At 69.7% G+C, this 22,546-nt stretch carries 20 protein-coding genes; 11 read left to right on the forward strand and 9 right to left on the reverse strand.

Annotation, left to right across the window (positions count from 1 at the left end):
- Positions 1 to 149 precede the first annotated feature (149 nt).
- A complete protein-coding gene (locus A37U_RS0116800) occupies positions 150 to 1,370 on the forward strand; it encodes an IS110 family RNA-guided transposase (RefSeq protein ID WP_026197291.1) in 1,221 nt (406 codons plus the stop codon).
- A gap of 188 nt (positions 1,371 to 1,558) precedes the next feature.
- Entirely contained in the window at positions 1,559 to 2,134 is a 576-nt protein-coding gene (locus A37U_RS0116805; protein WP_020497820.1) for a TIGR03086 family metal-binding protein, read from the forward strand.
- Between the two features lie 15 nt (positions 2,135 to 2,149).
- Here the strand turns inward: A37U_RS0116805 and A37U_RS0116810 are convergent, their stop codons facing one another.
- Together A37U_RS0116810 and A37U_RS0116815 are read right to left on the reverse strand one after the other, a co-directional pair.
- Positions 2,150 to 3,010 (reverse strand): alpha/beta fold hydrolase, encoded by an 861-nt coding sequence (locus A37U_RS0116810; protein ID WP_020497821.1) that lies wholly within the window; start codon positions 3,008 to 3,010, stop codon positions 2,150 to 2,152.
- Between the two features lie 70 nt (positions 3,011 to 3,080).
- Entirely contained in the window at positions 3,081 to 4,022 is a 942-nt protein-coding gene (locus A37U_RS0116815) for a heme o synthase (protein WP_020497822.1), read from the reverse strand.
- Positions 4,023 to 4,281: 259 nt separating this feature from the next.
- Here A37U_RS0116815 and tkt point away from each other — a divergent pair, with 259 nt between their 5' ends.
- From tkt to A37U_RS44080, 9 genes are all read left to right on the forward strand, one after another.
- Positions 4,282 to 6,378 (forward strand): transketolase, encoded by a 2,097-nt coding sequence (gene tkt, locus A37U_RS0116820; RefSeq protein ID WP_020497823.1) that lies wholly within the window; start codon positions 4,282 to 4,284, stop codon positions 6,376 to 6,378.
- Between the two features lie 10 nt (positions 6,379 to 6,388).
- Complete coding sequence (gene tal, locus A37U_RS0116825; protein WP_020497824.1) at positions 6,389 to 7,513, forward strand: transaldolase; 1,125 nt, start codon at positions 6,389 to 6,391, stop codon at positions 7,511 to 7,513.
- A 79-nt stretch (positions 7,514 to 7,592) separates the two neighbouring features.
- Positions 7,593 to 9,200, forward strand: a complete 1,608-nt coding sequence (locus A37U_RS0116830; protein ID WP_020497825.1) for a hypothetical protein — start codon at positions 7,593 to 7,595, stop codon at positions 9,198 to 9,200.
- Positions 9,200 to 10,732, forward strand: a complete 1,533-nt coding sequence (zwf, locus tag A37U_RS0116835; protein WP_020497826.1) for a glucose-6-phosphate dehydrogenase — start codon at positions 9,200 to 9,202, stop codon at positions 10,730 to 10,732. The genes A37U_RS0116830 and zwf overlap by 1 nt, the downstream gene beginning before the upstream one ends.
- Entirely contained in the window at positions 10,729 to 11,694 is a 966-nt protein-coding gene (opcA, locus tag A37U_RS0116840) for a glucose-6-phosphate dehydrogenase assembly protein OpcA (protein WP_040588039.1), read from the forward strand. Before zwf ends, opcA begins: the two co-directional genes overlap by 4 nt.
- Positions 11,695 to 11,734: 40 nt before the next feature.
- Positions 11,735 to 13,126, forward strand: coding sequence for a pyridoxal phosphate-dependent decarboxylase family protein (locus A37U_RS0116845; RefSeq protein WP_020497828.1), 1,392 nt, complete (start codon positions 11,735 to 11,737; stop codon positions 13,124 to 13,126).
- Positions 13,123 to 14,391, forward strand: coding sequence for a S53 family peptidase (locus tag A37U_RS44075; protein WP_020497829.1), 1,269 nt, complete (start codon positions 13,123 to 13,125; stop codon positions 14,389 to 14,391). Before A37U_RS0116845 ends, A37U_RS44075 begins: the two co-directional genes overlap by 4 nt.
- Positions 14,388 to 15,164, forward strand: coding sequence for a 6-phosphogluconolactonase (pgl, locus tag A37U_RS0116855; RefSeq protein ID WP_020497830.1), 777 nt, complete (start codon positions 14,388 to 14,390; stop codon positions 15,162 to 15,164). The genes A37U_RS44075 and pgl overlap by 4 nt, the downstream gene beginning before the upstream one ends.
- Before the next feature lie 120 nt (positions 15,165 to 15,284).
- Positions 15,285 to 16,160 carry a sensor histidine kinase gene (locus A37U_RS44080; RefSeq protein ID WP_020497831.1) on the forward strand — a complete coding sequence of 292 codons (876 nt, stop codon included), beginning with the start codon at positions 15,285 to 15,287 and terminating at the stop codon, positions 16,158 to 16,160.
- A 154-nt stretch (positions 16,161 to 16,314) separates the two neighbouring features.
- Here the strand turns inward: A37U_RS44080 and A37U_RS0116865 are convergent, their stop codons facing one another.
- The 7 genes from A37U_RS0116865 to A37U_RS0116895 form a co-directional block, all read right to left on the reverse strand.
- The gene (locus A37U_RS0116865) at positions 16,315 to 16,659 is read right to left on the reverse strand and encodes an RNA polymerase-binding protein RbpA (protein ID WP_020497832.1); all 345 of its coding nucleotides are present in this window, start codon (positions 16,657 to 16,659) and stop codon (positions 16,315 to 16,317) included.
- A gap of 46 nt (positions 16,660 to 16,705) precedes the next feature.
- On the reverse strand, positions 16,706 to 16,939 hold the full coding sequence (secG, locus tag A37U_RS0116870; protein WP_020497833.1) for a preprotein translocase subunit SecG: 234 nt from the start codon (positions 16,937 to 16,939) through the stop codon (positions 16,706 to 16,708).
- 55 nt (positions 16,940 to 16,994) lie between these two features.
- Positions 16,995 to 17,780: a triose-phosphate isomerase gene (gene tpiA, locus A37U_RS0116875; protein ID WP_020497834.1), complete on the reverse strand. Its 786-nt coding sequence runs from the start codon at positions 17,778 to 17,780 to the stop codon at positions 16,995 to 16,997.
- 82 nt (positions 17,781 to 17,862) lie between these two features.
- On the reverse strand, positions 17,863 to 19,059 hold the full coding sequence (locus A37U_RS0116880) for a phosphoglycerate kinase (protein WP_020497835.1): 1,197 nt from the start codon (positions 19,057 to 19,059) through the stop codon (positions 17,863 to 17,865).
- A gap of 19 nt (positions 19,060 to 19,078) precedes the next feature.
- On the reverse strand, positions 19,079 to 20,086 hold the full coding sequence (gap, locus tag A37U_RS0116885) for a type I glyceraldehyde-3-phosphate dehydrogenase (RefSeq protein WP_020497836.1): 1,008 nt from the start codon (positions 20,084 to 20,086) through the stop codon (positions 19,079 to 19,081).
- A 52-nt stretch (positions 20,087 to 20,138) separates the two neighbouring features.
- A complete protein-coding gene (whiA, locus tag A37U_RS0116890; protein WP_026197293.1) occupies positions 20,139 to 21,125 on the reverse strand; it encodes a DNA-binding protein WhiA in 987 nt (328 codons plus the stop codon).
- Positions 21,126 to 21,376: 251 nt separating this feature from the next.
- Positions 21,377 to 22,315 (reverse strand): gluconeogenesis factor YvcK family protein, encoded by a 939-nt coding sequence (locus A37U_RS0116895; protein ID WP_020497838.1) that lies wholly within the window; start codon positions 22,313 to 22,315, stop codon positions 21,377 to 21,379.
- Positions 22,316 to 22,546 lie beyond the last annotated feature (231 nt).

Below are 22,546 nucleotides of genomic sequence, written 5' to 3' on the forward strand. Positions count from 1 at the left end.
AGACTGTGCCCTTGCCGGTAGTCGGGAGAGTTGATCGCTGATGGGATGTCGTGCCCACCTCTGTTGGGGTGTGAGTACTCGTTCATTAGGTCGTTGATGGTTCTCCTGCGGGCTGCTGATGGTGATCGACTGCGAAGACGGGAGAAGCGTTGCTGTTTGTTGGAGACGATTGGTCGGAGGCCCATCACGATGTTGAGCTGATGGATCCCACGGGTCGCAGGCTGTCCAGGGCTCGGTTGCCGGAAGGGGTCGCGGGGATCGCGCGGTTGCACGCGATGATCGGCGAACACCTTGGCGAGGACGCGGACGAGGCCGAGGCGGTGATCGGGATCGAGACCGACCGGGGTCCGTGGGTGCAGGCGCTGATCGCTGCGGGCTATCGGGTGTTTGCGGTGAATCCGTTGTCAGTGGCCCGTTTCCGGGAGCGGCATAGCGTGTCGGGCGCCAAGAGCGACACGGCCGACGCGCATACGCTGGCTGACATGGTGCGCACTGACTCCCACCAACTACGTCCGGTTGCCGGAGACACCGCGGCGACGGAGGCGGTCAAGGTGGTGAGCCGGGCGCATAAGACGTTGATCTGGGAACGTACCCGGCATATGAACCGGCTGCGGCACGCGTTGCGCGACTACTTTCCCGCAGCGCTGGAAGCGTTCGACGACCTCGCCGCCGCCGACACGTTGGAGTTGCTGGACAAGGCTCCGGACCCAGCCTCGGCGGCCCAACTGACCATCACGCAGATCAGCGCCGCACTCAAGCGTGCCCGTCGTCGCAGCATCTCAGACAGAGCCGCAGCCATCCAGGCCACGTTACGGACCGAGCAGCTGGGCCAACCCGAGGTGGTGACCGCGGCCTACGCCGCGACCACGCGCGCGGCGACTGCTGTCCTGAGCACGATCAATGAGCAGATCAACGCCTTGCAGGGACAGGTGGAGGCACATTTTGGTCAGCACCCGGCCGCTGAGGTCCTCCTGAGCCAGCCCGGCCTAGGGTCGATCGCCGGCGCTCGGGTGCTTGGCGAGTTCGGCGACGACCCCCGCCGTTATACCAGCGCGAAGTGCCGCAAGAACTACGCCGGCACCAGTCCGATCACACGCCAGTCCGGCAAGAAGAAGACCGTGATGACTCGCTACGTCCACAACGACCGGCTCCTCGACGCGCTCGCCGTGCAGGCTTTCTCAGCCCTGCAAGCATCCCCGGGCGCACGGGCCTACTACGACAAGCTCCGGGCACGCGACATCGGTCACCGCGCCGCGCTGCGACAACTCGCTAACAGGCTCGTCGGAATCCTGCACGGCTGCCTCAAAAACCGCGCCCTCTACGACGAAGCAACCGCGTGGTCACATCATCTCGAGCACGCCGCCGCTTGACATCCAAGCTCCTGGGATGTCTTTTTTCGCAGCTCGAGTGTTCGGCCGATGATTCTCCGGCAGAACCCGGGTCTTGCCGCAAGCCCACCAGTCCGCTATATGTTGAAAGTGGCGGGAGGTGCGCGCCCGATGAGTTCCCGGCCCGCTCGCGGTCGACAGGGGTGAACCGACCGAACCGGGAGTAGATCATGGCCGCACCGGACCAGGACTCGATCCTTCAGCTGCTCGACCCCGCCTTCACACCGACCGGAGAGCTCCTGCGTGAGCTGCCCGCCGAGCGATACACCGACCCGAGCCCCTGCCAGGGGTGGACCGTGCGGAACGTGGCCGATCACCTGATCAACGCGCTCGACCTGTTCGCGCGGCTCGCCGAAGGGGAAACCGGAATCGATTTCACCGCCCCCGAACCCGAGCACGCCGATCCCGCGGGCGCCTTCACCGAGGCGAGCGGACGCTGTGCCGCCGCCCTGCGCCGCCCGGGAACCCTCGATGCCGAACTGCCCTTCCCCGGCGGCGCCGCGCCCGGCTGGGTGCACGCGCACATCGCGATCTCCGAGTCGCTGATCCACGGCTGGGACATCGCCTCCGCGTCCGGCCGTGTCTACCGGCCGGACGAGCGCGTGGTCAGCACCACCGCCCGGTTCCAGGCGCAGGGTGACGAAGAGGAGCGGCGTGCCTCGGGGATGTTCCGTCCCGCCGTTGCCGCCCCCGAGGGCGCGGGCGAGTTCGAGCGGCTGCTCGCCTTCCTCGGCCGCCGCGCCTAATGTGCGCTCGCGCGGCTATGCCGCCGTACGCGCTCCGGCGAACTCCGCGACCGCCTCCGCGACCACACCGGGTTCGGTGCGCGGCAGCCAGTGCCCGCCGTGCACACGGCGTTTGGTGAAGTCCGGCACCCAGCGCGCGGCCGCCGCCTGCATCGGCGCGGTCACGTAGGAGTCGTTGTCCGGTGCGAGCACCTGCACCGGCACGGCGGTCCGGCGCTCGGCGGGGCGGCGCAGCCGGGGCCGCATGTTCGCCCGGTAGAGCTCGAGTCCGTGCACGGCGTCCTCGGGGTCAGGGCGTGGTACCTCCCCGTTGCGGCCCTCGAGCCAGCCGATGGCCCGCCCCGCGACGCCGCTGCGCCAGGCGAGCTCCGGAATGACCGGCAGCTGGAAGAAAGCGATGTACCAGGAGTGCAGCAGCTGGTTCGCACCTGCGCGAATGCCCCGGATCCCCTTGTGCCGCCAGGTCTCCCGCATCCAGTGTCCGACGTGATCGAGGCAGGGGCCGGAAATCGAGGTGAACGAGGCGAACCGGGCCGCGAACTCCGCCTCGGTGACCGTGTGCCAGGCCTGGATGGACCCCCAGTCGTGCGCCAGCAGATGCACGGGAGCCGCCGGGCTCACCGCGTCGGCGACCGCGACGACATCGCGGGCGAGCTGATCGAGCTTGTAGTCCGAACGGCTCGCCGGGGTGTCGGAATCACCCGCGCCACGCACGTCGAAAGTCACCACGCGGAACCGGTCAGCCAACCGCCGCGCCGTCTGCTCCCACAGCGTCTTGTCGTCCGGATACCCGTGCACGCACAGCAGAACCGGCGCGTCCGCCGCTCCGGTGACCGCAACCTCGAGCTCGAGCCTGTCACTGGTTCGTACCCGCATCGCCGCTCCTTAGTGTTACCGGCGGTAATACGTACGAATCGTAACCGATCTACTGATCAGTAGGAAGGGCTCAGAACGGCCAGCCGAGCACCGGCCAGCCCACGACCGCGTCCACCGCGAGCATCACGAAGACCACGCACAGGTAGGTGTTGGAGAGGTGGAACACGCCCATCGGCTTGTACTCCGCCCCCCTGCGCACCTGCGAGTGCAGCCGGTGCACCGCGACCAGGAACCACGCCCCGGCGATCACCGCGCAGGCCGCGTAGAGCCAGGAGGTGCCCGGGACGAGCACCAGCGCGCACAGCGCCATCGCCCAGGAGTACAGCACGATCCGCAGCGTGACCTGACGGGGCGAGGCCACCGAGGGGAGCATCGGGACTCCCGCGTTCGTGTAGTCCTCGCGGTACTTCATGCCGAGCGCCCAGGAGTGCGGCGGCGTCCAGAAGAAGATCACCCCGAACATCACGAAGGCCTGCCAGCCGACCGTCCCGGTCACCGCGGACCACCCGATCAGCACCGGCATGCAGCCACAGATTCCGCCCCACACCACGTTCTGCGAGGTGCGGCGTTTGAGCCACATCGTGTAGACGAGCACGTAGAACGCGATCGCGCCGAGGGTGAGCACCGCGGAGAGCAGATTCGTGGTCAGCCACATGCCCGCGACCGCGAGCGCGCCGAGCACGATCGCGAATATCAGCGCACTGCGCTTGGACACGGTGTCGTTCACGATCGGGCGTTTCGCGGTCCGCTTCATCACCGCGTCGATGTCGGCGTCCGCGACGCAGTTGAAGGCGCCCGCCGACCCCGCGGCGAGGGCGCCGAACGCGACGGTGGCCACGACCAGCCACAACGCGGGCACCCCGCGCTGGGCGAGCAACATCGAGGGAATCGTCGCCACCAGCAGCTGCTCGATGATGCGCGGCTTGGTCAACGCCAAGTACTTCAGGAAAACGTCCTTGGGGCTGCGCTGACCACCCGGCCTGGTTTCGACAATCGCAGTCACGGCACGCACCGCGCGGCGAGCACAGACAACATGCGGCTCCTTGTGGCAGTTCGGGACGCATGGCGCACGAATCGAGCACCAGCGAACACCGCCGATGGTAGTCGCGGACGTTTCCCGCGTGACGCGTGGGGCACGCGTAACGCCGCACACAATTGGCCTGGCCACACGGGCACACCAGGGGCGGGATTAGGGTGGAACGCGACAAGGCAGTCACGGCCGCGTAGCCGTAACCGAGGCACAGTTTCGAAAGAGTGGGAGCCGAATCTCCGTGTCCAGTGTTGATCGAATCACCAGCCTAACCACGCCGAACCTGCCAGCGGACTGGACCGAGCTCGACAGCCGCGCCGTCGACACGATCCGCGTGCTCGCCGCGGACGCGGTGCAGCACAAGGGCAACGGGCACCCCGGGACCGCGATGAGCCTCGCCCCGACGGCCTACGCGCTGTTCCAGCGGGTGATGCGGCACGACCCGAGCGATCCCGCATGGATCGGCCGCGACCGGTTCGTGCTCTCCTGCGGGCACTCCAGCCTCACCCTCTACCTGCAGCTGATGTTCTCCGGCTACGGGCTCGAGCTCGCCGATATCCAGGCGCTGCGTCAGTGGGGTTCCAAGACCCCCGGTCACCCCGAGTGGCGGCACACCGCCGGTGTCGAGATCACCACCGGCCCGCTCGGCCAGGGGCTCGCCTCCGCGGTCGGCATGGCCATGGCCGCCCGCCGTGAACGCGGCCTCTTCGATCCCGAGGCGCTGCCCGGTGACTCACCGTTCGACCACCAGGTCTACGTGGTCGCCTCGGACGGGGACATCGAGGAAGGCGTGACCTCCGAGGCTTCGTCCATCGCGGGCACCCAGGGACTCGGCAACCTCACGGTCATCTACGACGCGAACCAGATCTCCATCGAGGACGACACCACGATCGCGCTCTCCGAGGACACCCGCGCCCGGTACGAGGCCTACGGCTGGCACGTGCAGGAGGTCGAGGGCGGAGAGAACGTGGCCGGGGTGCTCGCCGCGCTCGAGGCCGCGAAGGCGGAGACGCAGCGCCCCAGCTTCATCGTGCTGCGCACCGTGATCGGCTACCCCGCGCCGAACCTGATGGACACCGGCAAGGCACACGGGGCCGCGCTCGGTGCCGAGGAGGTCGCCGCGGTCAAGAAGGCGCTCGGCTTCGACGAGTCCGCCGAGTTCCCGGTCGAGGACGCGGTGCTGGAGCACGCCCGCCAGGTGGTCACCCGCGGCAAGAACACCCACGCCGCCTGGCAGGAGTCGTTCGATTCCTGGGCGAAGGCGAACCCGGAGCGCAAGGCGCTGTTCGACCGGCTGCACTCCGGCGAGCTGCCCGATGGCTGGACGGAGGCCCTGCCCACCTGGGATGCCGACGAGAAGGGGCTCGCCACCCGCAAGGCCTCCGGCGCCGTGCTGAACGCGCTCGCCCCGGTGCTGCCCGAACTGTGGGGCGGCTCGGCCGACCTCGCGGAGTCGAACAACACCACCATGGAGGGGGTCGAGTCGTTCGGCCCCAAGAAGATCTCCACCGGGATGTGGCAGGCCGCCGAGTACGGCCGCACGCTGCACTTCGGCATCCGTGAGCACGCCATGGGCTCGATCCTCAACGGGATCGCGCTGCACGGCCCGACCCGCCCGTACGGCGGCACCTTCCTGATCTTCTCCGACTACATGCGCCCTGCGGTCCGGCTCGGCGCGCTGATGGGCACCACGCCGGTCTACGTGTGGACCCACGATTCGATCGGCCTCGGCGAGGACGGCCCGACCCACCAGCCGATCGAGCAGCTGGCCGCGCTGCGCGCCATCCCGAACCTCTCCGTCGTCCGTCCGGGTGATGCCAACGAGACAGCGGCCGCCTGGCGTGCGACGCTCGAGTGGCGCGAGGGCCCGGTCGGGATCGCCCTTTCCCGCCAGAACCTGCCCACCCACGCGCAGACCGCGGCGAAGGCGACCGAAGGAGTCAAGCGTGGCGGCTACGTGCTCGAGGACACCGAATCCACCCCGGACGTGATCCTCATCGCCACCGGTTCCGAACTGCAGCTCGCCGTGGCCGCGCGGAAGAAATTGGCTGAACAGAACGTTTCAGCTCGTGTGGTGTCCATGCCCTGTGTCGAGTGGTTCGACGCGCAGGACGCCGAGTACCGCGAGTCGGTCCTGCCCAAGGATGTGACCGCGCGGGTCGCCGTCGAAGCGGGTATCGCGATGCCGTGGCACCGGTTCGTCGGCGATCGCGGACGCATCGTCGGCATCGAGCACTTCGGCGCCTCCGCCGACTACGCGACGCTCTTCGAGCAGTTCGGGATCACCACCGAGGCCGTCGTCGACGCGGCGAACGCCTCCCTCAACAACGCGAACTAGGAGGACGAACATGACGGACAAACTCGCCGAACTATCCGAGCTCGGAGTGTCCATCTGGCTCGACGACCTGTCCAGGGAACGACTGGACAGCGGCAACCTCGCGGCACTGATCCGGGACAAGCACATCGTCGGGGTCACCACGAACCCGACGATCTTCGCCGGAGCGCTGAGCAACGGGGCGGCCTACGACGCGCAGGTGCGCGAGCTCGCCGCGCAGCGCCCAGACGTCACCAGTGCCGACGTGGACGCGGCCGTCCGGGAGATCACCACCACCGACGTGCGCAACGCCGCGGACCTGTTCCGGGACGTCTACACCGCGACCGACGGGGTCGACGGGCGCGTCTCCATCGAGGTCGACCCGCGGCTGGCCAGGGACACCGAGGCCACGGTGGCACAGGCCAAGGACCTGGCCAAGACGGTGGACCGGCCGAACGTGCACATCAAGATCCCGGCCACCCCGGAAGGGCTCCCGGCGATCACCGCGGTACTGGCCGAGGGCATCAGCGTCAACGTCACGCTGATCTTCTCGGTACAGCGTTACCGCGAGGTGATGGACGCGTTCTTCGCCGGGCTCGAGCAGGCCAAGGCCAACGGGCACGACCTGCGCGGCATTCACTCGGTCGCCTCCTTCTTCGTGTCCAGGGTGGACACCGAGATCGACGCCCGGCTGGAGGCGCTCGGCACCAGCGAGGCCAGCGCGATGCGCGGCAAGGCGGCCATCGCCAACGCCCGGCTCGCCTACGCGGCCTTCCAGGAGGCGTTCGCGACCGACCGGTGGAAGGCGCTGGCCGCCGAGGGCGCGCACGCGCAGCGTCCGCTGTGGGCCTCCACCGGCGTGAAGGACCCGGCCTACTCCGACACCCGCTACGTCGACGAGCTGGTCGTCACCGACTCGGTGAACACCATGCCGGAGAAGACCATCGAAGCGGTCGCCGACCATGCCGAGCTGAACGGAGACACCGTCACCGGCGCCGCGGGCCAGGCCCAGCAGGTCTTCGATGCGCTCGCCGACCTCGGAATCGACATCGACGACGTGTACGCGGTCCTGGAGAACGAGGGCGTGCAGAAGTTCGACAAGTCCTGGGCCGAGCTGCTCGAGACGGTGACCACGCAGCTGCAGAAGGCGGGGGCATGACGGTACTAGCCCGATCGAGTCTTTCCTCCGCTCCTCAGTCGCCAGGGCTCCCTACGATGCTCGGAAAGGACTCGCTCTCGTGACCGAAGTACAGATCCTCGACGACACCCTCGCCGAGCAGGCGAGCCAGACCGCGGCCCAGCTCGCCGCCGAACGGTTCGCCAGCAAGCTGACCTCCGGCGACGACACGCTGTGGGGCTCCGAAGCGCAGTCCGAGGCATCCATCCGGCTCGCCTGGACCACGCTGCACGAGACCTCCCGGCCGCTGCTCGCCGAGATCGAGGCCCTGCGGGCGGCGTACCTGGACGAGGGCGTCTCCCGCTTCGTGCTCGCCGGAATGGGCGGTTCCTCGCTGGCCCCCGAGGTGATCACGCAGACCGCGGGTGTGCAGCTGGTGGTGCTGGACACCACGGACCCGCAGCAGGTCGCCGACGCGCTCGCCGGTGAACTGCGGCGCACCGCGGTGATCGTGTCCTCCAAGTCCGGCGGCACGGTGGAGACCGACTCGCACCGGCGGATCTTCGAGGCGGCGTTCACCGAACAGGGCATCGACGCCGCCTCACGCATCGTGGTGGTCACCGACCCCGGCTCGCCGCTGCAGCACCTCGCCGAGGAAGCCGGATACCGCAAGGTGTTCCTCGCCGACCCGCACGTGGGCGGCCGGTACTCGGCGTTGACCGCCTTCGGGCTGGTGCCCGCCGGTCTGGCCGGTGCGGACATCGCCGGGCTGCTCGACGACGCGGCCGACGCGGCCAAGGAGCTGTCCGCGGACTCGGCCAGCAACCCTGCCCTGCTGCTCGGTGCGGCGCTCGGCAACGCGCACAGCGCCGGTGCCGAGAAAGTCGTGCTCGCGGACAACCACTCCGGGATCACCGGCTTCGCCGACTGGGCCGAACAGCTCATCGCCGAGTCGACCGGCAAGAACGGCACCGGACTGCTCCCGGTCGCGGTGGAGAGCCCGGAAGCGCCCGGGTTCGCCGACGCGGGCGCGGACGCCACCCCGGTCACGATCGGCCAGCCCACCGGTGCCGCGAAGCTGGCCACCTCGGGCAGCCTCGGCGGGCTGATGCTGCTGTGGGAGTACGCCACCGCGGTCGCGGGCAAACTGCTCGGCATCAACCCCTTCGACCAGCCGGATGTCGAGGCCGCCAAACAGGCCGCACGGGATCTGCTGGGCAAGCCATCCGGTGCAGGCGAGGAGGCCAGCCCGAACTTCGTCGTGGACGAGGTCGAGGTGTACGCCGCCGAGGACTGGATCGGCCAGGCGCGCAGCCTCACCGAGGCGATCAAGGCATTGCTGGACGCCGCGCCGGAGGCCGGTTACCTCGCCGTGCAGGCCTATCTGGACCGGATCGACGATGCCTCGGCCGCCGTGCTGCGCGGTGAGCTCGCCGCTCGCAGCGGACTGCAGACCACCTTCGGCTGGGGTCCCCGGTTCCTGCACTCCACCGGCCAGTACCACAAGGGCGGCCACCAGAACGGCGTGTTCCTGCAGATCACCGGCGCGAACGCGGACGACCTGGAGGTGCCGGAGCAGCCGTTCACCCTCGGCGGGCTGCAGCACGCACAGGCGCTCGGGGACGGTTCGGTACTCGCCGCGCACGAGCGTCCGGTGCTGCGCCTGCACCTCACCGATCGGCTCGCCGGTCTCTCCGCGATCGCCGCGGCGATCGGAGGACTCGCCTGATGGCGGCGGCTCAGCGCAAGAACCCGCTCCGGGACGAACGGGACAAGCGGCTGCCGCGGATCGCGGGTCCGTGCAGCGTGGTGATCTTCGGAGTCACCGGTGACCTGTCCCGCAAGAAGCTGATGCCGGCCATTTACGACCTCGCCAACCGCGGCCTGCTGCCGCCCGGCTTCGCGCTCGTCGGGTTCGCCCGCCGCGACTGGGAGGACGAGGACTTCGGCCAGGTCGTGTACGAGGCGGTCAAGGAACACGCCCGGACCCCGTTCCGCCAGGAGGTGTGGGACCGGCTCGCCGAAGGCTGCCGCTTCGTGCAGGGCAGCTTCGACGACCCGGAGGCGTTCCACACTCTCGCGCGCACGGTCAAGGAACTGGACGAGGAGCGCGGCACCGGAGGCAACCACGCCTTCTACCTGTCCATCCCGCCGGGCGCCTTCCCGACGGTGCTGCAGGGCCTGCAGACCAGCGGCCTCACCGATCAGGACAGCGGCGGCTGGCGTCGGGTGGTCATCGAGAAGCCGTTCGGCCACGACCTGCGCTCGGCCAAGGAGCTCAACCGGATCGTCAACGAGGTCTTCCCCGAGGAGTCGGTGTTCCGCATCGACCACTACCTCGGCAAGGAGACCGTGCAGAACATCCTGGCCGCACGGTTCGCGAACCAGTTCTTCGAGCCGATCTGGAACGCGAACTACGTGGACCACGTACAGATCACCATGGCCGAGGACATCGGCCTCGGTGGCCGCGCCGGGTACTACGACGGGATCGGCGCGGCCCGGGACGTCATCCAGAACCACCTGCTGCAGCTGATGGCGCTCACCGCGATGGAGGAGCCGCTTTCCTTCTCTCCGCGAGCACTGCGTGCCGAGAAGGCCAAGGTGCTCAACGCGGCGCATGCGGTGACCCCGTTCGGGGAGACCACCGCGCGCGGGCAGTATCTCGGCGGCTGGCAGGGCGGGACGAAGGTGCCCGGGCTGCTGCAGGAGGGCGGATTCGCCAAGGACTCGGTCACCGAGACCTACGCGGCGATCACCGTGGCCGTGGACAACCGCCGCTGGGCCGGGGTGCCGTTCTACCTGCGCACCGGTAAGCGGCTGGGCCGCAGGGTCACCGAGATCGCGGTGGTGTTCAAGCGCGCCCCGCACCTTCCGTTCGACGACACCTCCACCGAGGAGCTCGGGCAGAACGCGCTGGTGTTCCGGGTGCAACCGGACGAGGGCGTGACCATGCGGTTCGGCTCCAAGGTGCCGGGCAACGCCATGGAGGTCCGGGACGTGACCATGGACTTCTCCTACGGGCACGCGTTCACCGAGTCCTCCCCCGAGGCGTACGAGCGGCTCATCCTCGACGTGCTGCTCGGTGAGCCCTCGCTGTTCCCGATCAACGAGGAGGTCGAGCTCTCCTGGGAGATCCTCGACCCGGTCCTCGCGAACTGGGCGGCGAACGGCAAGCCCGAGGGATACCGCGCGGGCAGCTGGGGTCCGGAGAGCGCCAACGAGATGCTCGCCCGCAACGGACACGAATGGAGGCGGCCGTGATCATCGATATGCCCTCCACCAACACCTCGCAGGTCAACGCGAAGCTCGTGGAACTGCGCGAGGCCGGCGGGATGACCACTCTCGGCCGGGTCCTCACTCTGGTCATCGCCACCGAGGACGGGCAGCAGACCGAGGAGGCCATCGACGCCGCGAACGACGCCAGCCGCGAGCACCCCTGCCGCGTGCTGGTGGTCGCCAGGGGCGCGAAGCGGGCCGCGGCACGGTTCGACGCCCAGGTCCGGATCGGCGGTGACGCGGGTGCCTCGGAGGTGGTCGTGCTCCGCCTCTACGGTCCGCTCGCCGATGAGGGCGCCAGCTGTGTGGAGCCGCTGCTGCTCCCGGACGCGCCGATCGTGGCCTGGTGGCCGTTCGACGCGCCCGCGGTTCCCGCGACCGACCCGATCGGGCGGCTCGCGGACCGGCGGATCACCGACTCGGCGAACACCAAGCGCCCTATCAAGGCACTCGAGCAGCGCGCAGCCTCGTACACCGACGGGGACACCGACCTGGCGTGGACCCGGCTGACATCCTGGCGGGCGATGCTCGCCTCGGCGCTGGACCTGCCGCCGCACGAGAAGGTCACCGAGGCGACCGTGACCGGGGCCGCGGACTCGCCGTCCACCGATCTGCTCGCCGCCTGGCTCGCCGAATCCCTCCGGGTACCGGTGCGCCGGGTCAAGGCGGACAAGGGCGGGGGCATCGGCTCGGTGTCCCTGCAGCGGCGCTCCGGGCCGGTCGAGCTGGTCCGTCCGGACGGCAAGACGGGCACCCTCACGCAGCCGGGTCAGCCGGAGCGGAAGGTCGCCCTGCAGCGGCGCAAGGTGAACGAATGCCTCGCCGAGGAACTGCGCAGGCTCGACGCGGACGAGATCTACGCGGACGCGCTGCGCCGCTGGCGCAAGCTGAACACCGCCAAGTCCGGTACGAAGACGGCACGCAAGCCGAAGGCCGGCGCCTCATGAGCAGCACGGCCGCCGAGCCGGTCCTCCGGTAGCGGCCGCCGTGGAGCACCACCTCGCCGAGGATCTGCGCGCCCTGCCCGCGCTGCTCGAAGAGGGCGAACGCTACGCCGTCGAGGTGCTCGGCGAGCTCGCGGAACATCCCGCGGGCCGCACCGGTCCGGCGCCCGATCCTGTCCCGGTTCCGGAGACCGGGATCGGTGCCCGGGCCGCGCTGGCGGAGTTCGCCGCGCGCTGGGCCCCGGGGTTCTCCGGCAGCGCCGGTCCCCGGTATCTGGGCTTCGTCACCGGTGGAGCCACCCCCGCGGCCCTGCTCGGTGACTGGCTGACCGCGGTGTTCGACCAGAACGCCAGCGCCGCTACCGGTTCGGCCGCCGTGGACCTGGAACGCGAGACGGTGGCCTGGCTCGTGGAGCTGTTCGGCCTCGGGCCCGCGCACACCGGCACCTTCGTCAGCGGAGCGACCATGTCGAACCTGCTCGGGATCGCCGTCGGCCGGGAATGGCTCGGGGAACGCATCGGCATCTCGGTGACCGAGGACGGGGCCGACGCGCTCGGGCCTGTTCCCGTGCACTCCGGCACCCCGCACTCGAGCGTCGGGAAGGCGCTGTCCGTCCTCGGTATCGGCAGGCGCAGGCTGCGCACGATCCCGGCACTGCCCGGCAGGGAGGCCGTGGACCTGGCCGCGCTCGAGTCCGCGCTCGCCGAGCTGGGCGGACGGCCCGCGATCGTGGTGGCGAACGCGGGCACCGTGAACACCGTCGACTTCGACGATCTCACCGGGGTCCTGGCACTGCGCGAGCGCTATCCGTTCTGGTTGCACGTGGATGCGGCCTTCGGAGGCTTCGCCGCGCTCTCCCCCGCACATGCCGCGCTGCTGACCGGCTTGCACGCGGCCGATTCGGTGTGCGTGGACCTGCACAAGTGGCTCAACGTGCCCTACGATTCGGCCGTCGCGTTCACCCGGCGCCCGGATCTGCAGCGGGCGGTGTTCCACAACGCGGCCACCTATCTCGGTGCACCGGGCGCGAACCCCGATCCGATGCACCTGGCGCCGGAGAACTCGCGCCGGTTGCGGGCCCTCGCCGCCTGGTTCGGCCTGCGGTCCTACGGCAGGCGGGGGCACGCGGAGATCGTGCGGCGCAACTGCGCGCTCGCGTACTCCCTCGGCGCGGCACTCGAACAACGCCCGCATTGGCGGCTGCTGTCCCCGGTGCGGCTCAACGTCGCCTGCTTCACCCTCGCCGAGGATCCGAGCCGGGAACGCCTGGACGCCGTGCTGCACGCGCTGACCGAGGACGGCACCACTTTCCTCACCCCGACCACCTACGCCGGGGTGCCCGCGCTGCGCGCCGCGTTCAGCAACTGGCGCACCGCACCCGAGGACGTGACTAAGGTGATCGACGCACTCGATCGCGCAGGAGGTTATCGATGACCCGGTCCACCCGACTGGCCGCCGCTGGTGCGGTCGCCCTCGCGCTACTCGGCACCGGGGCGGTCCCGGCCGCGGCGAGGCCGGGCAACACGGCGCGGCACTTCTCCGCGGGCGCCGCCTCGTTCGTCGGCGCGGACACCGTGGCCGAACGGGTCGCGAGGCTGGAGTCGGTGGCGCCGGAGCTGCCGCAGGAGACGACCGCCTATGGGGCGAAAACCGTGTGGAACAACGGGATCACCGGGGACGGGAGCACAGTCGCCACGGTGGTCTCGTTCGGCGATTCGCAGGTGCGCCAGGTGCTCGACGACTACTCCCGCAAACACGGCCTGCCGCCCGCCGATGTGGACGTGCTCTCCCCCTCCGGCCCGGTGCCCGCCTGCACGGACCCGGGCGTGGACAAGGAAGCCTGCGAATCCTGGCGCGGTGAGACCGACCTGGATGTGACCATGATCCACGCGATGGCCCCCTCGGCCAAGATCGTGGTCGCCGCGACCCCGGTCGCCGAAACCGAGGGCTTCACCGGGCTGCCGGAGATGATGCACGCGGTCGACTATCTGACCGAGCACCGCATCGCCGATGTGGTCTCGTTCAGCTTCGGCACGACCGAGGAGAACTTCCCCTCGCTGGACTCGATCAAAACCCTGGATCCTGCGCTGCGCCGGGCGAACCGGTCGGGTGTCAGCCTGGTCGCCTCGAGCGGGGACGACGGGGCGACGAGCCCGGCACCGGGCAATCAGGGCGACTATCCGTTCCGCGCGGCCAGTTGGCCGGCCGCCGATCCGTTCGTCACCTCCGTCGGTGGCACCAGCCTCAGCCTGGACGAGAACGGCAAGCGCACCAAACCCGATGAGCTGATCGACTTCTCCGGCGGCGGATTCTCCAAGGTGTACAAGCGTCCCGCCTGGCAGAACCGGGTCGCGGACATCACCGGCTCGCCGATGCGATCCTTCCCGGACATCACGATGAAGGGCGAGGAGGGCACCTCGCAGTCCGCTCCCCTGTTCGCGGGCAGCCTCGCACTCGCCGTGCAGGCGGCGGGCCACCGGCTCGGCCAGATCAATCCCGCGCTCTATCGGCTCGGCGCACAGGGCACGAAGGCCGGCATCGTCGACGTCACCAAGGGCGCCAACGACTACGCGGGTGTGCCCGGATTCCGGGCCGGGCCCGGTTTCGACGTGGCTAGCGGCTGGGGCACCCCGGACCTCGCGACATTCGTGCCCGCGCTGAGCGGCACGAGCCTGACCGGTGAAAAAATGGCACCGTGAAACCACAACTATTGGCCCACACGAACCGGGAGCAGCTGGCCGCGGCCGCGGCTGCCCGCCTGGTCACCAGGATCGTCGATGTACAGAGCGCGCGGGACAACGCCGCGGTCGTGCTCACCGGGGGTGGTGCGGGCATCGCGGTGCTCGAACATGTCCGGGACAGCCCGGCGCGAGACGCCGTGGACTGGGCGAAGCTGGACATCTATTGGGGCGACGAGCGGTTCCTCCCGGAGGGCGATCCCGAGCGCAACGCGACCCAGGCCTTCGGCGCGCTGCTCGATCACGTGCCGGTGGATCCGGAGCGGGTGCACGTCATGGCGCCTTCGGACGGTGCCTTCGGCGATGATCCCGAGGCCGCTGCCGCCGACTACGCGCGCATTCTCGCCGAGAACGCCACCCCGGAGGATCACGGCGCGGTGCCCCGGTTCGACGTGCTGATGCTCGGCGTCGGCCCGGAGGGGCACGTGGCCTCGGTGTTCCCCGAGTCCCCCGCGGTCTACGAGACCGAGCAGAGTGTCGTCGCGGTGCGCAACTGCCCGAAGCCGCCGCCCACCAGGATCTCGCTGACCCTGCCCGCCATCCGGCACGCGGAAGAGGTCTGGATCGTCACCGACGGTGCGGGCAAGGCACCGGCCGTGGCCATGGCACTCGCCGGCGCCGGTGAGGTCCAGTTGCCCGCGGCGGGTGCCCTCGGTACGCACCGCACCCTCTGGCTCACCGACACCAAGGCCGCAGGCAAGATCGGCGAAAGATTCACACTTCCACTTGCGTGAATATGCGCGATCGGGAGTATCGGCGTTCGCTTTCGCACAGGATTCGGTACGCAATCGTCCCGTCACGGCTTTTTCTCCCTCTCTCTGGGTATCAGCGCAGTACCAGCGAAAGAGGGCACCGTGTCGAACATCTTGAGCGTCCCGGACACGACCGAGCACCCACCGGTGCGGTGGCAGGCGCGTCGGCTCAGCCTGCGGTTCGGCGGTGAGCTCGCCTCGCTCGCCGTTCTCGCGCTCGCGCTCGGCTGTGTGGCCGCGACCGCGCCTGTTCTCGGTATCCCCGCCGCCCTCGCGATCTCCGGAGTGTTCGCGAGCGCGCTGCTCGTGCTTCGTGCCGTGGCCAAACACCGGGTGCGCGCGCGGGCTCGGGTCCAGGTGGATCGCCGCGCGGCGGATGCGGCCCGCGCCGATGAGCGTGCCAAGCTCGCCAGGGAGATGCACGATGTCGTCTCGCACCAGGTCACGCTGATCGCGATGCAGGCGGGGGCGCTTCAGGTGGCCGAGGACGCGGACCGGATCCAGATCGCCACCACGATCCGGGAGCTCGCCACCACCACACTCACCGAGCTGCGCGGGCTGCTCAGCGCGCTGCGCCCGGCCCAGGACAAGACCCTGGACCAGGTGATCGAGCTCGCCGAGCGGCACGGCGCGGAGGTGCAGCTCGACGTGGAGCTCGCGGCGGCCACGGTGACCGGGCCGGTGGCCAATGCCGCCTATCGCACCGTGCAGGAGGCGCTCACCAATGCGCACAAGCACGCGCCCGGTGCCGGGGTGCTGGTCAGCGTCACGGGTGAGGGCACCGAGCTGGCCGTCACGGTCACCAATACGGCACCCCAGCTCGCGCCGCAGGCGATCCCGAGTCCGCGCCTTCCCTCCGGCGGCCATGGCCTGACCGGGATGCGCGAGCGCGCCACGGGTATCGGCGGCCGGTGCACCGCAGAGCCCACAGCCACCGGCGGGTTCGCCGTCTCGGCCCGATACCCCCTGGCCAGCTGAGCACGCCACGAACACAAAAGGCCCTGACCAGGACAACGCCTCCCGGTCAGGGCCTTTCTAGAGAGTCGGATTCCTCAAGCGGCGAAAGCCGTCGTCACCGCCCAGCCAACCGGCCTCGCGGCCCACACCGCCACTCGAGCCAGGTCGCAAATCTCTACGCTTCGCCGCGGCGGGCGCGGAGTCGTTGCAGCGCCTCCTCGAGCAGCGCCTTACCGTCCTCGTCGCTGCGCCGTTCTTTCACATAGGCGAGGTGCGTCTTGTACGGCTCGGCACGCGGGGCCGGTGGTGGCTGTTCCTGGTTCTTCCCCGCGGGCAGTCCGCAGCGCGGGCAGTCCCAGGTCTCCGGAACCTCGGCGTCGAGGGCGAAGGATGGCCGTGATTCGTGGTCGTTCGCGCACCAGTACGACACACGCTGCCGTGGTGCCGTCTCACCGCGCTCGGATTCACCCGTCGGGCCCGAGCCGATCCTGGTCCCCCGAATCGCGTTACCACCGGTCATTGCGTTCTCACTCCGTCAATGTGGCGTGCGTGGATATGGTTGTCGATCAGCTGACGGTGAGCAGCAGTCCGCTGCCGATCACCGCGATCGCCCAGACCGCCGCGACCAGCAGCGTGATCCGGTCGAGGTTCTTCTCGGCCACCGAGGATCCGGCGAGGCTCGACTGCATACCACCGCCGAACAGCGAGGAAAGGCCACCGCCACGGCCTCGGTGCAGCAGCACGAGCAGGATGAGCAGGATGCTCGACACGACCAGAATGATCTGCAGGGCTAATGTCATATGATGTCCGTTTTTCTACTCGCCGTATATCCAGAATACCCGCAACCGGGGCGACTCAGGGCAGTGGCCCGCCAGCGGCGAGTGCACACAGCTTCGTGAATTCCTCGGCCTCCAGGCTCGCGCCGCCCACGAGTGCCCCGTCGATGTCCCGCTGAGCGACCAAGTCGCCGATGTTCTTCGACTTGACCGATCCGCCGTAGAGGATCCGCACCCCGGAGGCCGCCTCGCCGTACTTCTCGGTGAGCGCACCGCGCAGCGCGGAGCAGACCTCCTGCGCGTCCGCCGGGGTGGCCACCCGGCCGGTGCCGATCGCCCAGATCGGTTCGTAGGCGATCACCACCCGCTCGGCGACCTGTTCGGCGGTCAGCCCCTTGAGCCCGGCGAGCAGCTGCGCGTTGCAGTGCTCGACATGCTCACCGGCCTCGCGCACCTCGAGCGGTTCACCGACGCACAGGATCGGGCTGATCTCGTGCTTGATGGCGGCGCGGACCTTCTTGTTGACCAGCGCGTCGTCCTCGGCGTGGTACTCGCGCCGTTCCGAGTGCCCGACGGTGACGAAGGAGCACCCCAGCTTGGCGAGCATCGAACCGGAGACGTCCCCGGTGTAGGCGCCCGGTTCCTGCGGGGAGAGGTCCTGCGCTCCGTGCGTGATGAGCAGCTTGTCCCCGTCGATGAGGGTCTGCACGCTCCGGATGTCGGTGAACGGCGGCAGCACCGTGACATCCACCTTGGCGAAGTACTTCTCCGGCAGCGAGAACGCGATCTTCTGCACCAGGGAGAGCGCCTCGAGGTGGTTGAGGTTCATCTTCCAGTTGCCCGCGATCAGCGGCTTGTTGCTCATGAGAGCGAGTCCTTTCCCAGCATCGCAGCGAGCGTCAGCGAGTGAGGAGCGCAGGAAGGGCTCGATCGGGACAGCACAGTGCTCACGATTCCAGAACCTCCACGCCGGGAAGGGTCTTGCCCTCCAGGTATTCGAGCGATGCTCCACCACCGGTGGAGATGTGGCCGAATCCGTCCTCCCCGATGCCGAGCAGCCGCACCGCCGCCGCGGAGTCACCGCCGCCGACCACGGAGAACGCGGAGGAATCCGCGATGGCCTGCGCGACCTCCCTGGTGCCCGAGGCGAACGGGGCGAGCTCGAACACGCCCATCGGGCCGTTCCAGAACACCGTGCGCGCCCCTGCCAGCACCTCGGCGAACCGCCGGACGCTCTCCGGCCCGATGTCCAGGCCCTTGAGCTCGGCGGGAATCTCGGTCGCGGGAACCGTGCTGGTCTCGGCGTCCGCGGCGATATCCGCGGAGGCGACCACATCGCCCGGCAGGACAAGCTTGTCCCCCGCCTCGGCGAGCAGCCGTGCGCAGGTGTCGATCATGTCCTTTTCGAGCAGCGAACCGCCGACCTGGTGGCCCTGCGCGGCGAGGAAGGTGAAGCACATTCCGCCGCCGACGAGCAGCCGGTCCACCTTCGGCAGGAGGGCCTCGATCACGGCGAGCTTGTCGGACACCTTGGAACCGCCGAGCACCACCACATAAGGGCGCTCGGGTTCCCCGGTGAGCGCGCGCAGCACCTCCACCTCGGCGAGCACCAGCCCGCCCGCGTATGCGGGCAGCCGGGTCGCCAGGTCGAACACCGAGGCCTGCTTGCGGTGCACCACACCGAACCCGTCCGAGACGAAGGCGCCGTCCGCCCCGGCGAGCGCGGCGAGTTCCCCGGCCAGCTGGGCCCGTTCGGCGTCGTCCTTGCTGGTCTCCCGCGGATCGAAGCGGACGTTCTCCAGCAGGGCGACCGAGCCCTCGCCGAGCCCGGCCACGACCTCCCGTGCGGAGGCCCCGGCCACATCACCGGCGAGCGCGACATCCGCACCGAGCAGCTCACCGAGCCGCGCGGCGACCGGCGCCAGAGAGAACGCCGGATCGGGCGCACCTTTCGGCCTGCCGAGGTGGGCGAGCAGCACGACCTTCGCACCGGCCTCGGTGAGTTTGCGGATCGTGGGCAGCGAGGCACGCACCCGGCCGTCGTCGGTGATGTCAGTACCGTCGAGCGGGACGTTGAGGTCGGCGCGGACGAGTACCACCCGTCCGCGCACCCCTTCGGCGAGCAGATCGTCGAGCGTCTTCACTGACTCTCTCCAGTGCCGGTCAGGCCAGCTTCGAGCCGACGAGCGCGACAAGGTCGGCGAGGCGGTTGGAGTAGCCCCACTCGTTGTCGTACCAGCCGACCACCTTGACCTGGTCACCGATCACCTTGGTGAGGCCGGCGTCGAAGATGCACGAGGCCGGGTCGGTGACGATGTCGGAAGAGACGATCGGGTCCTCGGTGTACCGCAGGACACCCTTGAGCGGTCCGTCCGCCGCAGCCTTGACCGCCGCGTTGACCTCTTCCACGCTGGCTTCCTTGGCGAGGTTCACGGTGAGGTCGGTGGTCGAGCCGGTCGGCACCGGAACGCGCAGCGCGTAGCCGTCCAGCTTGCCGACGAGGTCCGGCAGCACCAGGCCGATGGCCTTGGCCGCCCCGGTCGAGGTCGGCACCACGTTGATCGCCGCGGCCCGGGCCCTGCGCAGGTCGGAGTGCGGTCCGTCCTGCAGGTTCTGGTCCTGGGTGTAGGCGTGGATCGTGGTCATCAGGCCGCGCTCGATACCGAAGGCGTCGTTGAGCACCTTCGCCATCGGCCCGAGGCAGTTCGTGGTGCAGGAGGCGTTCGAGATCACCGTCTGCGAACCGTCGTAGCGATCGTCGTTCACCCCGAGCACGACGGTGAGGTCCTCACCCTTCGCGGGCGCGGAGATGATCACCTTCTTGGCGCCGCCCTCGTCCACGTGCTTGCGGGCCTGCTCGGCCTTCGTGAACAGCCCGGTCGACTCGACGACCACGTCCACACCGAGGTCGCCCCAGGGCAGCTTGCCCGGGTCGCGCTCGGCCAGGATCTTGATCAGCTTGCCGTCGACCTCGATGCCCTCGTCCGTCGCGGTGACCTCGGCGCCGAGGCGGCCGAGCACGCTGTCGTACTTGAGCAGGTGCGCCATGGTCGACAGGTCCCCGAGGTCGTTCGCCGCGACAACCTCGATGTCCGCCCCGCTCGCGGCCACCGCACGCCAGAAGTTCCGTCCGATGCGACCGAACCCGTTGATTCCTACCCGGACCGTCACGCTCGCTCCTTTACGCGTTGCTCGTTGCTGGCTTCACCCTATCGGACCCGCTTCAGACCTCGGCTTCGAGCATCTCCTGGGTGACCGCGGACTCGGTGTCCGGGATGCCCAGCTCGCCGGCCCGTTTGTCGGCCATGGCGAGCAACCGCCGGATCCGCCCGGCGACCGCGTCCTTGGTCATCGGTGGTTCGGAGAGCTGGCCGAGCTCCTCGAGGGAGGCCTGCCGGTTGGACAGGCGCAGACTTCCCGCGTGCTGCAGGTGTTCCGGGGCGCCCTCCCCGAGGATCTCCAGCGCACGCTGCACCCGGGCGGCCGAGGCGACCGCGGCGCGGGCGGAACGGCGCAGATTCGCGTCGTCGAAGTTGGCCAGCCGGTTCGCGGTGGCGCGCACCTCCCGGCGCATCCGGCGTTCCTCCCAGGCCAGCACGCTGGTGTGCGCGCCGAGCCGGGTCAGCAGGGCACCGATCGCGTCCCCGTCCCTGATCACCACCCGGTCCGCGCCCCGCACCTCACGCGATTTCGCCTGGATACCGAGCCGCCGGGCGGCACCGACGAGCGCGAGCGCGGCCTCCGGTCCCGGGCAGGTCACCTCCAGCGCCGAGGAGCGTCCCGGCTCGGTCAGCGAACCGTGCGCGAGGAAGGCACCACGCCAGGCGGCCTCCGCGTCGCACACCCCACCGGCCACGACCACCGCGGGCAACCCCCGGACCGGGCGACCGCGCTGGTCGAGCAGCCCGGTCTGGCGCGCGAGATCGTCTCCCCCGGACACCACCCGCACGACGTAGCGCGTCCCCTTGCGCAGTCCCCCCGAGGAGATGACGTGCACATCGGAGTGATGCCCGAACAGCTCGTGGATCTCCTTGCGCAGTCTGCGCGCCACCGATCCGGTGTCCACCTCCGCCTCGACGACCACTTTGCCGCCGACGATGTGCAGCCCTCCCGCGAACCGCAGCAGGGCGGCGACCTCCGCGCGACGACAGCAGCTCTTCTTGACGGTGAGCCTGCTCAGCTCATCCTTGACCGCAGCGGTCATCGCCACTCGAACACCTCCCACATCGAAGCCATGTCCCACACACGGCAACCAAGCTACCTACGAGCCTGGAGCCCGTCCGGGAACCCCGTGTCCTGCTGCGCGGGGCCAGCGCGGCGCCTCGCGGCGAAGGCGCGCAATCACCATAGCTGCCGCTATGGCTCACTCCTCCGCCTTGCCGATCCTGGGCGCGGATCCCGTACGAAACATCCACGCCGACTCCCGCTCGCAACGGGCGAGAGCTCCCGGACGCACTCTGGTCAGGGCTGCGTCGCCTTCCGGATCGCGGAGGCGAGCGCGACCGGGTCGTGCCGCTCACCCGCACCGGCCCGGGCGACATCCGCCAGTTCCACGTGTGCGTCCAATGCCGTAGCCGCCGCCCTGAGCTCACCCGGCGCGTCGACCGCTCCAGTATCGGCCACCACCGCGTCGACGCGCAGCCGCGGTGCGTGCTCGTGCAGTACGTATAGGTGACGTTCCTGGCTGAATCCCGATGTTTCACCAGGTTGGGGGACCAGATTCACCACGACGACACGTTGGGCGGCGGTTTCCACGAGTGCGTCGTGCAGTTCCGGGACGAGCAGGTGCGGGAGCACGCTGGTGAACCAGGAGCCGGGGCCGAGCAGCACCAGGTCGGCCCCGAGCACCGCCTCGACCGCCTCCCGGCAGGCGACCGGCGGATGTTCGGGCCCGCCGTTGCCGTGCAGCCGGATCCGCTGCACCTTGCCCGGCGTGGTCGCGACGGCCACCTGTCCCCTGATCCGGCGCACCGCGCGCGGATCGGCGTCCAACCCGATCACGTCCGCCTCGATGTCCAGCGGGTTCACGCACATCGGCAGCACTCTGCCCCGGGCGCCGAACAGTCGCATCGTCTCGTCCAGCGCCCGCACCGGATCGGCGAGCACCTCGAGCATCCCGCCGAGCAGCATGTTGCCGACGGCGTGCCCGGCCAGCACCCCGTCCCCGCCGAAACGGTGCCCGAACACCTCGGCGAGCAGCGGATGATCGGCCCCGGCCAGCGCGGTGATCGCCTTGCGCAGATCCCCGGGCGGAAGCAGGTCGAGCTCGCGGCGCATGCGTCCCGAGGAGCCGCCGTCGTCGGCGACGGTGACCACCGCCGTGATGTCGTCGGTGAGCTCGCGCAGGGACGCGAGGGTGACCGAGAGGCCGTGGCCTCCGCCGAGTGCGACCGCCTTCATACCTGCCTTTCCCACCCGGTTACCGGGCGCTGGGGTTCAGTCCAGAGCGCGCCTGGGAGCTCCCGTCCGCCGTGAGCGGGAGTCGGCGTGGTGTTTTCGTACGGGACACTCGCGCCCGAGAGCGGCAAGGCGGAGGAGTGAGCCATAGCGGCAGCTATGGTGATTGCGCGCCTTCGCCGCGAGGTTCCGCGCTGGCCCCGCGCAGCAGGACACGGAGCTCCCCGGGGGTGC

The organism is Sciscionella marina DSM 45152, from assembly GCF_000379465.1.
Lineage (GTDB): Bacteria > Actinomycetota > Actinomycetes > Mycobacteriales > Pseudonocardiaceae > Sciscionella > Sciscionella marina.